Annotated in this window: 14 protein-coding genes and 3 pseudogenes; 10 read left to right on the top strand and 7 right to left on the bottom strand. The window is 49.8% G+C overall.

Going from position 1 to position 16759, the window contains the following annotated elements:
- Nucleotides 1-13: 13 nt before the first annotated feature.
- The 7 genes and pseudogenes from SK39_RS17260 to SK39_RS26880 form a co-directional block, all read right to left on the bottom strand.
- Nucleotides 14-2008, bottom strand: a complete 1995-nt coding sequence (locus SK39_RS17260) for a DUF3732 domain-containing protein (RefSeq protein WP_048217245.1) — start codon at nt 2006-2008, stop codon at nt 14-16.
- Complete coding sequence (locus tag SK39_RS17255) at nt 2005-2421, bottom strand: three component ABC system middle component (RefSeq protein ID WP_048217244.1); 417 nt, start codon at nt 2419-2421, stop codon at nt 2005-2007. The genes SK39_RS17260 and SK39_RS17255 overlap by 4 nt, the downstream gene beginning before the upstream one ends.
- A pseudogene (locus tag SK39_RS26135) lies at nt 2339-2647 on the bottom strand (integrase core domain-containing protein); the annotation flags it as partial. The gene SK39_RS17255 and the pseudogene SK39_RS26135, both read right to left, overlap by 83 nt.
- Before the next feature lie 16 nt (nt 2648-2663).
- Nucleotides 2664-3740 carry an IS110 family RNA-guided transposase gene (locus SK39_RS17250; RefSeq protein WP_000227969.1) on the bottom strand — a complete coding sequence of 359 codons (1077 nt, stop codon included), beginning with the start codon at nt 3738-3740 and terminating at the stop codon, nt 2664-2666.
- Between the two features lie 272 nt (nt 3741-4012).
- Nucleotides 4013-4201 (bottom strand): annotated as a pseudogene (locus tag SK39_RS26125) (DDE-type integrase/transposase/recombinase); the annotation flags it as partial.
- An 80-nt stretch (nt 4202-4281) separates the two neighbouring features.
- A complete protein-coding gene (gene ltrA / locus SK39_RS17245; RefSeq protein ID WP_001189111.1) occupies nt 4282-5790 on the bottom strand; it encodes a group II intron reverse transcriptase/maturase in 1509 nt (502 codons plus the stop codon).
- Between the two features lie 672 nt (nt 5791-6462).
- Nucleotides 6463-7151: pseudogene (locus tag SK39_RS26880) on the bottom strand (IS3 family transposase); the annotation flags it as partial.
- Nucleotides 7152-8116: 965 nt separating this feature from the next.
- Between SK39_RS26880 and SK39_RS17235 the strand changes: the two are divergent.
- The 10 genes from SK39_RS17235 to SK39_RS17185 all read left to right on the top strand — a co-directional run bounded on the left by SK39_RS17235 (nt 8117) and on the right by SK39_RS17185 (nt 16599).
- Nucleotides 8117-8440, top strand: coding sequence for a hypothetical protein (locus SK39_RS17235; RefSeq protein ID WP_231593821.1), 324 nt, complete (start codon nt 8117-8119; stop codon nt 8438-8440).
- A 19-nt stretch (nt 8441-8459) separates the two neighbouring features.
- Nucleotides 8460-9263, top strand: coding sequence for a hypothetical protein (locus SK39_RS17230; RefSeq protein WP_048217243.1), 804 nt, complete (start codon nt 8460-8462; stop codon nt 9261-9263).
- A gap of 50 nt (nt 9264-9313) precedes the next feature.
- Entirely contained in the window at nt 9314-9493 is a 180-nt protein-coding gene (locus tag SK39_RS17225) for a hypothetical protein (protein WP_048217242.1), read from the top strand.
- A gap of 35 nt (nt 9494-9528) precedes the next feature.
- On the top strand, nt 9529-9957 hold the full coding sequence (locus tag SK39_RS17220) for a hypothetical protein (RefSeq protein WP_048217241.1): 429 nt from the start codon (nt 9529-9531) through the stop codon (nt 9955-9957).
- Nucleotides 9958-10031: 74 nt separating this feature from the next.
- Nucleotides 10032-10853, top strand: coding sequence for a DUF932 domain-containing protein (locus tag SK39_RS17215; RefSeq protein ID WP_048217240.1), 822 nt, complete (start codon nt 10032-10034; stop codon nt 10851-10853).
- Nucleotides 10854-10922: 69 nt separating this feature from the next.
- Nucleotides 10923-11393 carry a RadC family protein gene (radC, locus tag SK39_RS17210; RefSeq protein WP_048217239.1) on the top strand — a complete coding sequence of 157 codons (471 nt, stop codon included), beginning with the start codon at nt 10923-10925 and terminating at the stop codon, nt 11391-11393.
- A gap of 8 nt (nt 11394-11401) precedes the next feature.
- Nucleotides 11402-11623, top strand: a complete 222-nt coding sequence (locus SK39_RS17205) for a DUF987 domain-containing protein (RefSeq protein ID WP_048217238.1) — start codon at nt 11402-11404, stop codon at nt 11621-11623.
- Nucleotides 11624-11654: 31 nt separating this feature from the next.
- Nucleotides 11655-12020, top strand: coding sequence for a type IV toxin-antitoxin system YeeU family antitoxin (locus SK39_RS17200; RefSeq protein WP_048217237.1), 366 nt, complete (start codon nt 11655-11657; stop codon nt 12018-12020).
- Nucleotides 12021-12053: 33 nt separating this feature from the next.
- Entirely contained in the window at nt 12054-12374 is a 321-nt protein-coding gene (locus SK39_RS17195; protein WP_048217236.1) for a TA system toxin CbtA family protein, read from the top strand.
- Between the two features lie 682 nt (nt 12375-13056).
- Nucleotides 13057-16599, top strand: a complete 3543-nt coding sequence (locus SK39_RS17185) for an inverse autotransporter beta domain-containing protein (protein WP_048217234.1) — start codon at nt 13057-13059, stop codon at nt 16597-16599.
- Nucleotides 16600-16759 lie beyond the last annotated feature (160 nt).

The raw sequence follows: 16759 nt of genomic DNA, 5'->3' as shown, positions 1-16759 counted from the left end.
CCATAGCGCTCAGTCAGTCCGCAATGAACCCACGGTGGCGCCATTTCGCCCGTACGAAATCCTTGAAGTTGTAGCCCTGTCCGAGATTGAGTCCATCGGCGTGATCGCAGACGATGATCTGTGGCATCACGCCCGTCTCACGCGCCGTATCATCACAGAAATGCGCCATCTGCGTGAACATGTTCGACACCGCATCGATGTCATCATGCAGTTCTACACCTTGGGTGTCCTCGGCCCGCAAATTCTCGGCTTCGAACTCCTCGCCCTCATCCTTGGAAGGGAAGTACACCTGAGTTGGTTGATCCAGAAATAGGATGGGAGGGATTGCACATTTGTCCCCCCTAGCAGCGAACTGGTAATGTAGCGCCATAAACAGGGTGAGGTGTGAGTACACCCAGTTGGCACCACTGCCCATAGAGCGTAGAAACACTTTCTTGTGCGCCTCTTTCTCGTGCCACAGGTCAAACGTATTAATATCAAATCGCAGGGAGCCCTTCCTGTAGGTCTCCTCGAAATGGAACCGCTGACCGATCTCCTTCATTTTTTTGTTGATATCCCGAGATAACCGATCCAGCTCGATATCAACGTCATACTTATCCAGAAGCTCCTGGTACTTCTTGACCTGCTCTGCCCAATACGCCTTCATCTTCTTGAGGTCAGATGGCGGATTCTCGATGAACTCATCGATAGCGATCTCAAGTAACAGCTTGGCCTTTTTCGGCGCATCTTCGAGCGAGCTTGCTTCTGCAACCCGCCTATCATGCTCCTCGAAAGGTTTGAGCGAGGTTTGAACGCTCTTCAGCTTCAGCCGAATTTCCTTGATCTCCTTTCTCAGATCACGACTCTCCTGCCCCAAGCTCTCTCGGGCGTAGGAGGAAAGCCTCAACTCGGTATTGAGCCACTCAATCGCCTGAGTGAGTTTGTTCGCCTGATCTTCGGGAATGTCGGAGTGCGACTCACAAACGGGGCAGAACGTGTGATCAAAGCTCGTGGAACGAGGGACTGTCAGTGACGCATACGAGGTGCCGATCCCCTTGACCTGCTCCACAGACCGTTCCAGCAGGTTCAGCCGGCCAATGGCTGAGCGTAGTTCGGCCACAAGCTTGGCTTTCTGGTCACGCAAGGAGTTGAGGGTTTTCTCGTAGTCGTCGGCTAGACCATCCACAAAAACTGGGGTCGCGAGCATAAGCCTGAGCGCTTCCTTTGGCTTGAGGAAAATTTCATCTGCCGTCATGTCGAAGAGGGGCTTTCCTGCAAGAGCTTGATACTGATTCAGCAGTCTGTTGAATTTCGCGATGGCCATCTCTCGCGCTTTGTCGTCTTTCGGTATTTTCAGCTCAACACGCCGAAGCTCATAGGACGCCTCGGTCAGATCTTTATACACATCAAAGTAATCTTCCTTCACGATCCCCATGAGAATCTTGAAGTGGTCGATCGCCTGGTCTCGTTTAACCTTCTCATCAAAACGGTAGAAAATCGCATGCTTATTCGCGACCAGATTCTGGTGCTGCAGCATAAATGACGGGAAGCTTCGCACGGACGGCGTCGCACCTTTGGCCCCCGTGACCTGCTTATACATTGGGTCTGTATCAATGTTCTCCATCGTGATACCGAAAAACTTGCCTAGGCTCTTCAAGAACTGATCTTTGTGAATATAGTGTCGTTCATCGAAGAAGTATTCGACGTGCCCCATGAGCTCAAGAATGTTGTCCGCCTCTGTCCCAGTGACTTCACGCAAGAAGCAGCGTTTGGAAGCTGCTGTACGCCCTGTTACCAAAGTCAGCGTAGGGAATTGCAGGACGGTGAAAAATGTCTTGCCACGCTCGGTCAGCTTGCCATCAGGGATAGTGTCTTCGCTGCTGCCTAGGCAATAGTCGAAGATCTCCAGGATCGCACTTTTACCTGTCGAAGACTTCCCGGTAATGATGTTCAGACCCCGAGTAAACTCCACAGCATGAATCCGGTCGTCTTTGTCAACGACGCCGATATACCTTACATAGCAGTTCATAGCGATTTCAACCCCAACGACCTGTAAACAGAAACAACATTTTCACCGTTAAACACAATAGCGAGCTTTCGTGCGTACTTGATGAGCTGGGCATTAGCATTTTCTTCCCTGATCTTACCTTGGGGTTCCACCGACATGTCGTCATTGACCTTGATGCTTTTCTCGGAGGTAAGGATGAGCAGGGAAGCATGGGTGATTGGCTTGTATTCCTCGATCCTGGCCTCCAAGCCAAGAACACGGCTTGGCTCCTGCATCAGCGTGCGCAATGAGCTGTTTTTCTTGGCATAGTTCAAGAACTTATGCATGGGCTTATATGTCACTATGTAGTGGTCAACTAAAACTGGCCACGGCTTTAGAGTTTTTCCAGTATCGGTTTTCCGATTCGTTTGGGGGCAACCCACCGTTATAGTCATGCGGCCTTAGCGAGCTGTAATACCCGACGATATAGTCTGTGATCGCATGAGCAGCATCGCTAAAGTTTATATAACCTGTCACTGGCACCCACTCGTTTTTCAGACTACGGAAGAAGCGTTCCATCGGGCTGTTGTCCCAACAGTTTCCACGTCGGCTCATACTCTGCCTGATCTGGCAACGCCACAGTAACTGCCGGAACTGCCTGCTTGTATAGTGGCTACCCTGGACGCCCTTCTAAGAGTCAAGCTGTTATCGGGATACTGTTGATCCGCCTGTTTTGATTGCGCAGTAACGTGTAAACTTCGCGGGAGATATATCGCTTTAGACAGCGTATCGCTTCCATTTTTGTATGTCCTTCGGCTACACGCCTGGCGACATATTCCTTTGTTTTTGCGTCAGTTCGTAAGCGTCCGATGGCGATGATGTGAAGTGCACTATTTGCAGCACGATCTCCACCACGATTAAGTCGGTAACGGTTCGTTTTTCCAGAAGAAACGGGGACCGGGCTGACACCACACAGTGCCGCAAATCCTGATTCTGATCTTAACCGTTGAGGATTGTCTCCGGCAGTGATCAGCAACTGTGAAGCGCTTTCGTATCCGATAGCATTACGTTTAATCAGCTCAGGTGCCAACTCGTCGACAATTGCCGCAATCATGACATCCAGATCAGCGATTTCGTCATGTAACTCGAGATAGCGTCGGGCAAGGGACTTTAATGAAATGCGATAAACGTTGGTTACATTGCGGTATTCACTGGCATCAGGTCTCCAGGAACCCAGGGTCCTGATGAGCTGCATGCGCGTCATATTTCTGAGCTGTTCACGTAATTCATCCGGGGCAGAGATAATATTTGAATGGATAATCTGGAGAGCGACTCTGCGGGCTGATATTGCTGTTTTTCGGCAAGTTTTTAATACCCGCAGGGACTCAATCATGCCATCACGCGTTTTGGGAGTAACTGTCCTGATGCCTGAGAATGCTGCATGAGCGGCACATTCAGCATCAATTGTGTCACTTTTACCCCGTTTGCGTCGCTCCATCCGGTCTGGAGCAGTCACCTCAAGAACTTCTAACCCGGCGTTCTGAAAATAACGAAGCAAACCGGAACCATAGGTACCTGTGCACTCAACACCAATTCGCTTTAATGTCCCAAACGAGGTCATCCATGCCAGCATCTGCCGGTAACCTTGTCGTGTTGTGGAGAAATACTGAGTCCCAAGGACTTTATTGTTCTGATCTACGACAGCGGCAACGTGCAAATCTTTATGTGTATCCACGCCACCCACAACGGCAGCTTCGGTAACTTTATCAACCATGACAGAGCTCCTGTGAGGAAACAGAGTTGAATCTCCAGACAGATAACCCGGACAGGACAGTAACGAGACAAGCCGTCAGGCCCTTCTTGAGTCACGCGCATCGGTGAGGAGATGCCTCGCATGAAGGCGCTTCCGGCAACCGACGGGTCCAGGGCAGGACACAAAAGGTCGATCGCTGTGTGAGTCAGGATGCGGGAAGGTCTTCACTGCATCAGTAATCACACCAATCTGGTTAAACGGCAAACTAAGTGGTGGTAAAGACTGACATCGGCATTATTACTGTCACTGTGGAACATCACTCCGGCTGGTTTACCGCGAGCTTCCCACGCCATTTCCAGCGCTCTGATGGTCAGCTTGCTATCCGGCGAGAATGACATTGCCCAGCCCACTGGTTTCCTTGCGAACAGATCGAGAACAACTGCAAGGTAAGCCCAACGCTTGCCTGTCCAGAGTAGAGTAAGAGGCAGGGCGTAGTCGGACTATTTCCCTGCCTCTCCTCCCCGAACCGGACGTGCACCTTTCAGCGCATCCGGCTCTCCATTTAAATGCTGGCGAACGCCATTGCCACTTCTGTAAAGCGCGATGTATACGTGTTTCTGGTCTCCGTCCTCAGATAGGGATTGCCTTCGGGTAGCCGCCAGCGGAACAGCTTCTTGCCTTGCCCCACCAACCGGTACAGTATTTCGCCGCTGAGCTTGCCGTGATTGGTTTTACCAAATAAAACCCACGTTTTGCTCTGACCCGGTTTCGGTGATTTACACCACCACCTCATCAGGGAAGCGATACCTGTACGGTATTTGCGGGCCAGCCAGTGAGCCAGCTTCCAGAACACGACACGGTCGATATAACTGAAGACTTTGGCCTTAAAATCAACGAACTGATAGAACATGGCCCAGCCTTTCAGTTTTCGGTTGAGTTGTTCAGCCATATCGACTTTGCTTTCACTGTAGTTGCCTGATAACAGTGCTGTCAGCGATGCGGCGAAGTTTCTGGCTTTCTCCTGCGGGATCGTTGAGACCACTCGCATCTCGCCATAACGACTGCGTTTGCGAATGATCCTGTGCCCCAGAAAGATAAAGCCGTCATTAACATGGGTGATTTTAGTCTTATCCATGTTCAGCCTGAGTTTCAGACTGCCTTCGAGCACACCCCGACACTCCTCCCTGATGGCTTCCGCCTGTGCTTTGGTGCCTTTGACGATGAGGACAAAATCATCGGCATAGCGGCAGTACGCCACCGCGGGTTTCCACTGCCAGTTTTCTCTGACCGCCGTACTTCGGCCCCGTTGGATACTGTTATTCCAGTACCACCGATCTTTTCTGGCTTTCCCGCTCAGGTAGCGCTCATGCAGGTATTGATCGAACTCATTCAGCATGATGTTCGATAATAGCGGCGATATAACACCGCCCTGTGGCACACCTTCACTGGCCGCCCGAAAGAGACCGACATCGATATGTCCCGCCTTGATGGTTTTCCACAGCAGAGTCATGAAACGTGCGTCACTGATCCTGCGGCGTACAGCCTTCATCAGCAGTCGATGATGTACGGTGTCGAAGTAACTGGACAGGTCGCCTTCAATCACCCAGCGTCCCCGGGTTTCACCGCAGTCTGTGAGCTGTAATTTCACCGTGCGGATCGCGTGGTGGACACTGCGCTCAGGCCGGAAGCCATATGAGAGCGTATGAAAATCACTCTCCCATATCGGCTCCATCGCCATCAGCATGGCCCGCTGAACAATACGATCCCGCAACGCGGGGATACCCAGTGGTCGCAGTTTGCCGTTGCTTTTAGGGATGTAAACCCGTCTGGCGGGCAAGGGCTGGTAGTGGCCTGAGAGTAATTCATCCCTGAGGATTTGCAGTTCAACAGCCAGTCTGGCCTGTAGCATTGTTTTGTTCACGCCATCAACGCCGGGGGTATGCGCCCCCTTTGATGAAAGCGTGATCCGCGCCGCTTCAGCCAGCCATTCTGGTTGTGTTATCAGACGCAGCAGCCGTTGAATCCGTAGGGACGGATCGGTGGCTGCCCATGTGGCAAGCTTGCGTTGCATTTCGCTGATTATCAAAGGTCTTCACCTCGTTAGGTCAGTTAATTCACGTCGCAAACACATTCAAACTGCTTCCCTTCGCCATGTAATGGGCTTTCCCCATCGCGGACTACTACGGAAGCTCCGCCAGCCAGCGCGTCATCGGAGCCATGCCCCCTTAACATCCGTCGCTGACCTTCCCCGGTTTACCTGCCTGGACTCAGGCATACTGAGGAGGCTGCCCGTCGCACTCTTTATCCTTGCTTGCCGCAAGTTGGCAGAAGTCAGCAACGCAAGCGTGATAGACGCTGCTGCCCCGGTGTTTCGCATACATGTCAAAACACCTTCGACCGGCAGTGCTTACGTATCACTGCCAGTTCCTCCTGCACGGCCTGTCAGATCACGTAGGCCGTGGTGACGTTTTCAACCCACAGAGGCGGATTAACGGGTTCATGTTCTTCAGCCTTTCAGTACTTAACCTTGAGGATCATCTCGGCTTAGTGATCTCGCCTCAATCCCCGTTGTCAGCGGGTTACATCACCCTGCGGGCATGCCGCAGGTCACTGCCGCTCAGGTTCTCCACCGTCACACCCGGTGGGATTGTTGGGTTTCTCATCGTGAGTTACCGGTTCAATATTCCAGACAGACTCGCGGTTCATTTAAGCATCCATGCCCGCCCTGAACTCCGGGCACACTGTACGTCACATCGCCGCACCACACCTGGTTAGGTTCTGTCACTGCGAACTGTCGCTCAAGGCGATTCGGGATAGCGATGTGTTCATGACCAACACGTTTATACCGGTGGGTAGGCTGCTGACAACTCACCAGCCCCAGTTCTTTCATGAGCCTGCCAGCAAGCCAGCGTCCCATTCTGAAGCCTCTCAGGGTTGCCATAATGGCGATACTTCTTGCGCCAGCAGAGCCATGGCTGATGTTATGCAGCTCCCGAACCTGGCTGCGTAACACAGCTCGCCAGCCGTCTGGCTTTTCGGCGCTTTTCTCCCAGTATTTGTAGCTACTGCGATGAACCCCGAACACGTGGCAGAGTGTGACCACAGGATACTGCGCTCTGAGTTTCCCGATTAACGAGAATTGTTCAGGGAGTCTGACATCAAGAGCGCGGTAGCCTTTTTTAATATGTCGTTTTCCATTTCAATGCGTTGTAGCTTTTTCTTCAGCTCACGTATTTCAATCTGTTCCGGGGTTATAGGGGAGGCTTTAGGTATTTTGCCCTGTCGTTCATCCCGCAACTGCTTTACCCATCGCGTCATGGTAGAAAGACCCACATCCATAGCACTGGCCGCAGCTGCAACGGTGTAGTTCTGATCAAGGACCAGTTGAGCGGATTCACGTTTAAACTCTGCGCTGAAATTTCTTTTTTTCATTGAGGCACCTGTAATGTTCTGAGGTGAGCATATCACCTCTGTTCAGGTGGCCAAATTCAGTAAACCACTACACCTTTAGTGATTCCATAAAACGCGTTATCAGTGTTGAGTCATCACGGTATTGTTCATATACCTCATCGGGTATTCTTAAATCTATTCTGCGAACGTATGTCCTTGGGTATTCACTAAGCGATTTATTCAACGTGTCATGGATACGGTTTATATGAAGTTGGTTACATGGTCCATGTAATCTGCTGATGTAGGGTTTCATGTTTTAGTCCTTGTAATAATCATCTCAATATAATAAACCTGACATGTAATTAATTACTCTTCAGGTACTAGTATTGATTTTTAAAGGTGAGTATTGTTAATGATCGTTATATTTACTCCATCTTTATTATTATAATACAGTATCAGACAGTAATTACTGCACTGATGTTACTTTTGCTATAGTAGAAGGAAACATGTAAAGCAGGCAATTAACTTACATAATATAACTCTGAAGTTAACGTCGCAGACGTAGCATCAAATTAATTCATAAACACGCACTATCCCCCGTCCAAATTGCAGATAATTTCAAACCTATATCACCCGGATGAATCAGTCTGACGAATGTCATTCGGTTGCTGAAACTTGTTGATCTATCGCACCGATCGATACTCAATACTTGATAGTTTAAATCTATTGATTGTCGTAAATTGATCGATATTGCAATAGATAATAACGATCAATTCCTGGAAACTGATCTGTATTAACGATTATCTGCTAGCTCATTTTATCAATACGATCAGCCTGCTCCCCTTAAAACGGAAGCGGGCTTTTTTGTATCTAAATCATCAGGAAAGGAAACCAAAATGCTCAGAAACTATTATGCAACTCTGGCTGGATTACTGCTGCTTAGCCACAGTGCCAGCGCCGTACAGGCTGACCAGCAATAGGGTGACTGGTACGGGAACATCAGTGCCATGGAGTTTGAACTCAATACTCAAAATGCTTCAGGCGAAGTGCTCACACTGACCTGCGCAAGCGGAAAGCTAGCTGCTGCTTACAGCGTACCTGCGGAGGATTACCGCGTCTCGTCACAAACAGGGCTTTCTGATCCTGGAGTCAGTATCAATGGTACAAACCATCCTCTGGATGAAACGACCTTTACTGCGCTAAAAGCGACAAGTCAAAAAGACGTAATAAAAATGACCTCTATGAATGCCGCTATATCTAAAAAATTCAGCGCCAAAGGGCTGAATGAGGCACTGGTTGATGCCACATGGCAGGACTGTATTAATCATTAATTAACTGAAAGGAAACCTTATGCGTAAACTCGTTGTTTTATCTCTCAGCTCTGCAGCACTGTTTATTCCATTGATCTCGTCTGCAATGACAATTCACGGCGACATACATCCCGAACGCTATACCTTCTTTCTGACTCAGGAAGGCAGTACTCAACTGAAACAGGCAAATGACCGGATAGCGAAGAACCCGCAGGCTTACACACTTGATGTGAATCATACCGGCATTCAACCGTTTGACGCTGTTCGCTGGGACGGGAAGCCTGTAAAAGCCGTCACCTGCGTCATGGTAGACGGCGTGATGATGGGACAAAAAGCCACGTGGTCACAATGTAAAGACGAGAGCGGTGCTGAGTATTTCGGCAATAAAGGCTGGCTAGTACGTGATTACGTCGCAAAAGCCTGTGAAGTCGGAAAATCAGATTGTCCTGTTTATCTTGTGCTTCAGACAGATCCGCCAACACTGCGCAGCGATATGGTGAATTACGTTCCCGCTCCTAAAAATTTTAATGCTTCGACAAGCCTGACGGATGAAATTAAATCTGAAGGTTGCCAGATGGCGGATAACTCATTTGAACATGCCAAAAGTAGTCTGCGTTGTCGTGCCATTAATACCGTGCGTTTCATCCGTAAACAAAATACCGAAGCGGCATATGAAGCTGATCTCACTACTACAACGGGTGAAGCACTAACCATGTCAGTGGGATACACCTACGGTAATGCCTCCAGCAAAGAGCCGGGCTGGCGCACAATTTCGCTCAAACAGGGAGACATCATTACTGATATCCGTAAGCAGGGCCAGTGGGTTCCCAATGGTTATAAATAACCTTATCAGCGAGATAACTTTTTATTCGGCATTCAGCTAACGGAGGTTCAGTGGGAAAAATATTACAGCAGGAAACGCTACCAACCGTGGACTGTACCTGGCAACTTGTTTTGAGTGTTGCCGGTGTGACATTGATGCGCAGCAATTCTGTTGCAGTTAAAGCACTAGGTGCCAGCATCACCACACTGAGTCTGATACGCATCATCAAAAAACTCGCCACACTTGCCTGATCTCGCTTGCTGCAAGCTCAGAGGATAAAAGCAATATGTCTGAAAATACCCAGGGGAAACTCAAGGGACTGAAAGAGAAATTAAATCTGCGACGAAATGTCTCCGCCACTGATAACAAGGATGAGCAGGTAGAAGAAAATGTCAGTGAGCCAGCTACAGAAGGGCCAGAATCCCGTACTACCCGATATAAGCGATTGCTCGACAGTATCGTTATCAGCGGTTTGCTGAACATTGCCGAGGATAAACTCAGTGACGATGTGTTTATCGAGTCGATGTTCAGTAAGGCTTATGAGCTTCTGCCTGTGCCGGTCAGACTGGTTGTCCGAAGGGAATGGTGCCTGAATTATCTCCAGTCACGGAAAGCCCCGTTACTGGCGCAACTCCAGCTCTACCGGGCCGAAAGACACGGTTCAGCAGAAACTATGCCGCCTGCCCCGGAACCCACGTTACCAGCAGCGACTTAATCAGACTCATTAATAACAGACAGGGCCATCCTTCGGGGTGGCCTTTTTTATGTCCATTTTCTACAGGAGTTTTTATGACCCGTTTAACCAGCCGCTTCGGCTCAGTCAATCTTGTTCGCCGCGACCGCCCGTTAACCCGTGACGAACTGGCGCACTATGTGCCGAGTGTCTTCAGCGAAGACAAACATGAATCCCGCAGTGACAGGTACACCTATATCCCGACTATTTCCCTGCTCGATAACCTGCAACGTGAAGGCTTCCAGCCATTCTTTGCCTGCCAGACCCGAGTTCGGGACCTGAGCAAGCGAGAGCACACCAAACACATGCTGCGCCTGCGTCGCGAAGGCCAGATCACTGGCAAACAGGTGCCAGAAATCATCCTGCTTAACAGCCATGACGGCTCAAGCTCATACCAGATGTTGCCGGGGTTATTCAGATCGGTTTGCCAGAATGGGCTGATTTGCGGTGAGTCGTTCGGAGAGGTGCGCGTGCCGCATAAAGGCAATGTGGTGGAGAAAGTCATAGAAGGGGCTTACGAAGTACTGGGGATATTTGATCAAGTGGAAGAGAAGCGTAATGCCATGCAGTCGCTGATATTACCGCCACCGGCACAGCAGGCGATGGCGAAAGCGGCATTAATCTACCGCTTTGGTGAAGAGCATCAGCCGGTGTCGGAATCACAGGTTCTTTCCCCGCGCCGCTGGCAGGATGAGAGCAACGACCTGTGGACCACATACCAGCGCATTCAGGAAAACCTGATTAAAGGAGGGCTGTCGGGGCGAACAACCAAAGGCAAACGTGCCCACACGCGTGCTGTAAAAGGTATCGACGGTGATGTGAAGCTTAATCGCGCCCTCTGGGTGATGGCCGAGAATATGCTGCAGCTTGCGTCATGAATCCTTCCTCTATTTTCTCTTCACGCCTTTCCGAAGATTAGGAAGAGCTTTTTCTTTAAAGGAGCAGTCATGCCTGCGATCAATTTATCCCCCGTATTTCCAGCAAACGAGCAGCGAGTCATCCGGCGAGCATTACGTCTGTTGGAGAAATACCAGCGTCAGCCGAGTGAGTCATTTACCTCCACCAGCCTCACAAAAACCTGGTTGCAACTGCAGATGGCTCACCTGGAGCGGGAAGTCTTCATCGTGATGTATCTCGACAATCAGCATTGTTTGCTGGAGCGAGAAACGCTGTTTTCCGGCACGCTTAGCCATACCGAAGTACATCCCCGCGAGGTGGTTAAATCAGCCCTGAAACATAACGCCGCAGCGGTCATTCTGGCGCATAACCATCCGTCCGGCACGACAGAAATTAGCCAGCAGGATAAACATGTCACTCAGCTGATTGCTAAAGCTTTGGCTCTTGTGGAAGTGCGTGTGCTGGATCATCTTGTGGTCGGGAACGAAGTGGTGTCTTTTGCTGAATGTGGCTGGTTGTGAGGTACAGAATGAAAATCATCAGTAAGCGCCAGGCGATGCATATTTATCGTCAGCATCCCGAATCCCGGTTATCTGTCTTCTGTACAGGTCACTACCAGTGGCATGGCCGTGTCTGCCATTACTACGGACGTGAAGTTCAGGATATCAGTGGTGTACTCGCTGTTTTTGTTGAGCGTCGTCAGGATCGGGCAGGCCCATATGCCATCCTTCGCAGCGTGACGATGAATTAATCACTTCTCTCAGTCATTAAGGAATATGTTAATGCAATCGACCACCTTATCCGGCTCATCAGCGAAGAACGCAACCTGCCTTCAGTGGGGATTAAAACGTAATATCACGCCGTGCTTCGGCGCTCGCCTGGTACAGGAAGGCAACCACCTATACTTTCTGGCTGACCGGGCAGGGTTTAATGGCTCATTCAGTGATGATGAAGCATTGAGTCTGGACCAAGCGTTTCCACTAATGACGAAACAGCTTGAGCGGATGCTGACCACTGGCGAGCTTGATACTCGCAGCCAGCACTGCGTCACACTGCATCACAACGGACTTACTTGTGAAGCTGACACTCTCGGCTCTTATGGTTATGTTTACATCGCTATTTATCCCCAGTCAGTTGTAACCAGGTAACACCTTCCTCTTCCTTTATCAGGGACTCAACTCATGCATATTTCAACTGTACCGGCCACGCTGCCAGCTTCGTCACGCCTGTCGCCCGAGCAGGTCTGGCAGCAACTATTAACTTATCTGCTGGAGCATCATTACGGTCTAACGCTAAACGACACACCATTCCATGATGATTCCACCATCCAAGAACATATCGAAGCAGGAATAACACTGGCTGATGCGGTGAACTTTCTGGTGGAGCGCTATGAACTGATACGCACCGACCGTAAAGGAATCACCTGGCAGGAGCAAACACCATTCCTGACCGCCACCGATATTCTCAGAGCCAAGAAAGCTACCGGATTAGTGCACACATAAACAGCGCAAGTCTTTCCCCCTATCTCGCTTTATTTTTCTTATCAAAAAGGAGTGAAAAAATTTTTAGGCACCCATATAGGCACCTAAGGAAAGTTGAATCAGACATTAGATGAAATATTTCAAACAATTACATCACCAATCCAGACTCCGCCAGCCCACCAATCATGATTGGATAGTGCCAGGACAGCACTAGCAAAAACAGGAAGTTAGCAGTCTCAGCAGGACACCGACCAGACGGTGAGGGGACAAAAAAAGATACGCAAAGGAGCCGCGGCTCCGGAGTGACATAAAAGCCCGCTTAAGCGGGCTTTTTTATGCTCTTTGACCCGTCCTGAATAGCGTTGGCACGTTCCAGACTTAAATCCGGAGAATGTGATGATAGCTGAATACGAACAAGCAGATTAATTTCCTGATACCCCTTTTTATTTAACAGTGAACGACCATGGTTAAATAACATCCCTAAAAGCTTAAAATCGTCACGATAAAAAGAAACATATTTTTTAAATACATTCGTCATTTAAACGTTCGACATAGTTAGCCCCCCCACGCCACATAGTGTAAAAACATCCAGTTAACTTCTCCATAAACAACTCTTGAAATTTCCTACTAAATACATATATTATGCATCCCGTTCAGTACATAGAATAACCTTTGATTTTTTTAATTGATATTGGAGTTACGAATGTCAAATAAGAAAATTTCGCGGAGCAATGGGGCAACAGGCCCCGTTAATAAGGTTGTCGCATGGTCAACAATCGCTTTGCAGGCCCTGTATCCTGCCCTTCTTAGCTTCACGCCAACCATTAGCCATGCGTCAGCCGTTAAGGCATCGCAGACCGCCGCAGAACAGCAAGAACTGCGCGGCCTGTCTTCTCTCGCCGCGCAAGCTGGCAGAAGTATTGAAAACGGCCATGCGGGCAGTTTTGCTGCCAATACCGTCTCAGCACAGGCAACGAAGGAGGTGGTAGAGTGGCTACAGAAGTACGGTAATGCGCGTCTTCAACTCAACGTCGATGACGCTTTCTCGTTGAAAGATTCGTCGTTCGATTTCCTTTATCCGTGGATTGATACAAAGCAGCATGTTTTATTTAGCCAGACATCGCTTCACCGTACCGATGACAGAACCCAAACTAATATCGGTATGGGTTATCGCTACTTCACGGCGGATAATTCAATGCTGGGCGCAAACTTATTTTATGACTACGATTTAAGTCGTCATCACGCACGTATGGGTGCAGGCGTTGAGTATTGGCGAGATTATTTACATGCAGGCGCAAATGCTTATTTAAGATTATCAAAATGGAAGGATTCCCACGATCTGGATGATTATCAGGAACGTCCGGCGGATGGATGGGATATCTATACCCAAGGTTGGTTGCCATCGTATCCGCAACTGGGCGCATCGCTTAAATATGAAAAGTATTACGGCAAGAATGTCGGCCTCTTTGGCAGCGATCATCTTCAGGAAAATCCGTACGCCTTTACAGGCGGGATCAGCTATACGCCGGTTCCGCTAGTTACGCTTTCCGCTGAACACAAGCAGGGGCAGAGCAATACTCATGATTCACGCTTCGGCGTAGAGATTAACTATCGCCCCGGCATCCCGCTGGCGAAGCAGTTGGACAGCGACAATGTTGCGTTGATGCGCGAAGTTCAGCACGGACGCTACGATTTTGTCGAACGAAATAACAATATTGTTCTGGAATACCGCAAAAAATCGGTTCTGAAAATCCGCCTGCCTGAAAGCGTACAGGGGGAAGGTGGCGCCGTTGTTCCGGTGACTATTTCACTGGATAAATCCCACTGGGGCATTCAGTCGGTAGAGTGGAACGATAGCGCATTTGCCGCCGCTGGCGGGCGCATTTCCGGTAGCGGCACGTCATGGCAACTGACGTTACCCGCTTATACACCAGGCGGCACCAATCAGTGGCAGATCGGCGCAACGGCGCGAGATGTTAAAGGAAACGTCTCTAACTATGCAGTGATGAGCGTAACGGTGACGGGGAATTCAGCCTCTGTCGGCACAATGGATTTTACATTGAACGACGAGCAGCAACCGATCATCGCGGCTGATGGGAAGTCACAGCATCCGGTTAAGCTGGTGCTTAAAGATACCAATGGCAATCCGTTAACAGGGCTTGCACATGACATTGAATTGTCTTTGGCATTTACGCCTGACGCACAGAGAAATCGTGAGCGTTCGGCACAGGCTCCAAAGCTTGGTGAAGTGCAGGAAACCCGTTCAGGGGTGTATACCGCTATGCTGACGCCGGGTTTAACGGCGGGGACGGCACGCATAACCGCTAAAGTGCTGGGTAAAACAGAAACCCTGACAGTGACACTTAAAGCGGTTTCCGCCGAGTCGGCAAAATCGACATTCACGGTAATGCCTATGGAGCAGGTCGTTGGGCACCCGATTAACCTGGCGTTAGAAGCAAAAGATAAAGACGGGAATGCCATCACCGGCGACGACAGCTTACGTTTTTATGCTGTTTCAGCCAGCGGCGAGATCCGTTTTACTGCAGTAGAAGAGAAAGACGGCGTGTACAGCGCTAAGGCAACGTCTGAACTGGCTCAGGCGACACGCATTGGTGTGACGTCACAAAAACATGATTTCTCCGGGCTGGAAAAACAAGCCAACTGGATTGCAGACAAAACGCAGCCGGTGGTGCAGGCTTTTAACCTGACCAGGGACAATGCGCTGGCGGATGGCAAACAGAGTAATGTCGCGGTCGTTACCCTGACCGACCCTTATGGTAACGCGCTATCCGGATACACGGTCACCCTGGCGTTACCGTCACAGGTCAAGGTTGCGAATGGCGAGAACGTTGCCACCACCGATGCCAAAGGTGAAGCAAGATTCTCACTGACCAGTTCAACGCCGGGAACCTATGAGGTTACGCTGAACGTGGGGAACATCAGCTCATCCCTAAGCGTCACATTTGCCTCTGCAATGGAGGGGGCAACATTGTCTCTGACAGCCAAAGACAATGGCGCAATTACCGATATTGCAGCAAACGGTCGCGATGGTGCCACGCTTGAGATCATGCTCAACAATACCAACGCGTCGGTTGAAGGACAGAAAGTGGAGCTTATCGTAACGCCACAAGGTCTCGTGTACCCGGACAAAATCACCACCAATAAAGAGGGTTACGCGACGGTAACGTTCACAACGGTTAAGGCGGGTCATTACACCGTTAATGCCAGGGTTACAGATGGGCAGCACAGCGTTGAGTCCTCAAGCGTTGACCTGGAATTCGTACCTGATATTAACAGCGCAGTGCTGAATTTGGCGGCACCTGCTGAGAGCATCGTGGCAAACGCATCAGCTACGCATGAAATTCAGGTACAGGTTGTCGACGGTGAGAACAACCCATTTAGTGGCGACGTGCACCTGACCAGTACCCCTGCCAATGGATTAAAACTGGGCCAGTCAGAACTGACATTGGATGAGAAAGGAATGGCATCAACAACCTTTGTTGCCACAGAAGCCGGGCACTATCAATTGCAGGCAACCTTCATCAAAGAGGGTAAACGCGTTACGGCGGGTAAGGCGATTGAGGTGGTATCAGATCTGCAAAATGCAGCGTTGACGATCGAACCGTCAACCACATCCGCCGTAGTGAGTGATGTGGATAACGTGGCGTTTACCCTGCATCTGAGCGATACATCGGGGAACAGCGTCAGCAACCGTAAGCTGAAGATTACGGCCACAGGCCCATCGCCACGCGATCCTCTGGTGATTGATAATACGCTTGTCACCACCAATGCTTCCGGTACTGCGATCGTAAATGTCCACGGTCAAAAGGCGGGTCGTTACACGCTGACCGCCACATTGGCTGAACACGGTAGCAACGTCTCGGCAAATGCTTCGCTGATGCTGAATGCTGATGCCCAGAATCCAGTACTCACTCTGGAGCAGGATTTTGGCTACGTCGTTGCCGATCTTGAACCGGTGGGCTTTATGGCCCGGTTGCGGGATAAATTCGGTAACCCATTAAACTGCAGTGTCGAATTTAGCGCAGGCAGCAGAGCCAAACCCGACAGCGGAACCTTTACGATGACGCCGGATAAAACCAACTTTAAGTTAGGAAATGCCTACTCTGAACTGAGAACGGATACTGCTGGTGAAAGTTGGGTGAAGGTGAAGGCAACGACGGGAGATAAAACGTTGGAAAAAGAACTCACCGTCTGGGTAGTTGAGAATCATCGACCGAATTCCTGATCAGGATATAAACAGGAGATAGCCGCAGCATGGCGGCTATCTCCCTTTCTATATATTGTCCACACGTCTTCTACCCACTAAGACTCAGAACTGTAATAGGTATAGCAAAGCTAAGTTCACTCTCGACGATTCCCCCTCCCCCGTTGATTTGAAAACAAGC

The organism is Citrobacter sp. BIDMC107, assembly GCF_001037575.1.
Taxonomy (GTDB): domain Bacteria; phylum Pseudomonadota; class Gammaproteobacteria; order Enterobacterales; family Enterobacteriaceae; genus Citrobacter; species Citrobacter freundii.
This window is presented reverse-complemented; position numbering and strand designations above follow the sequence as displayed.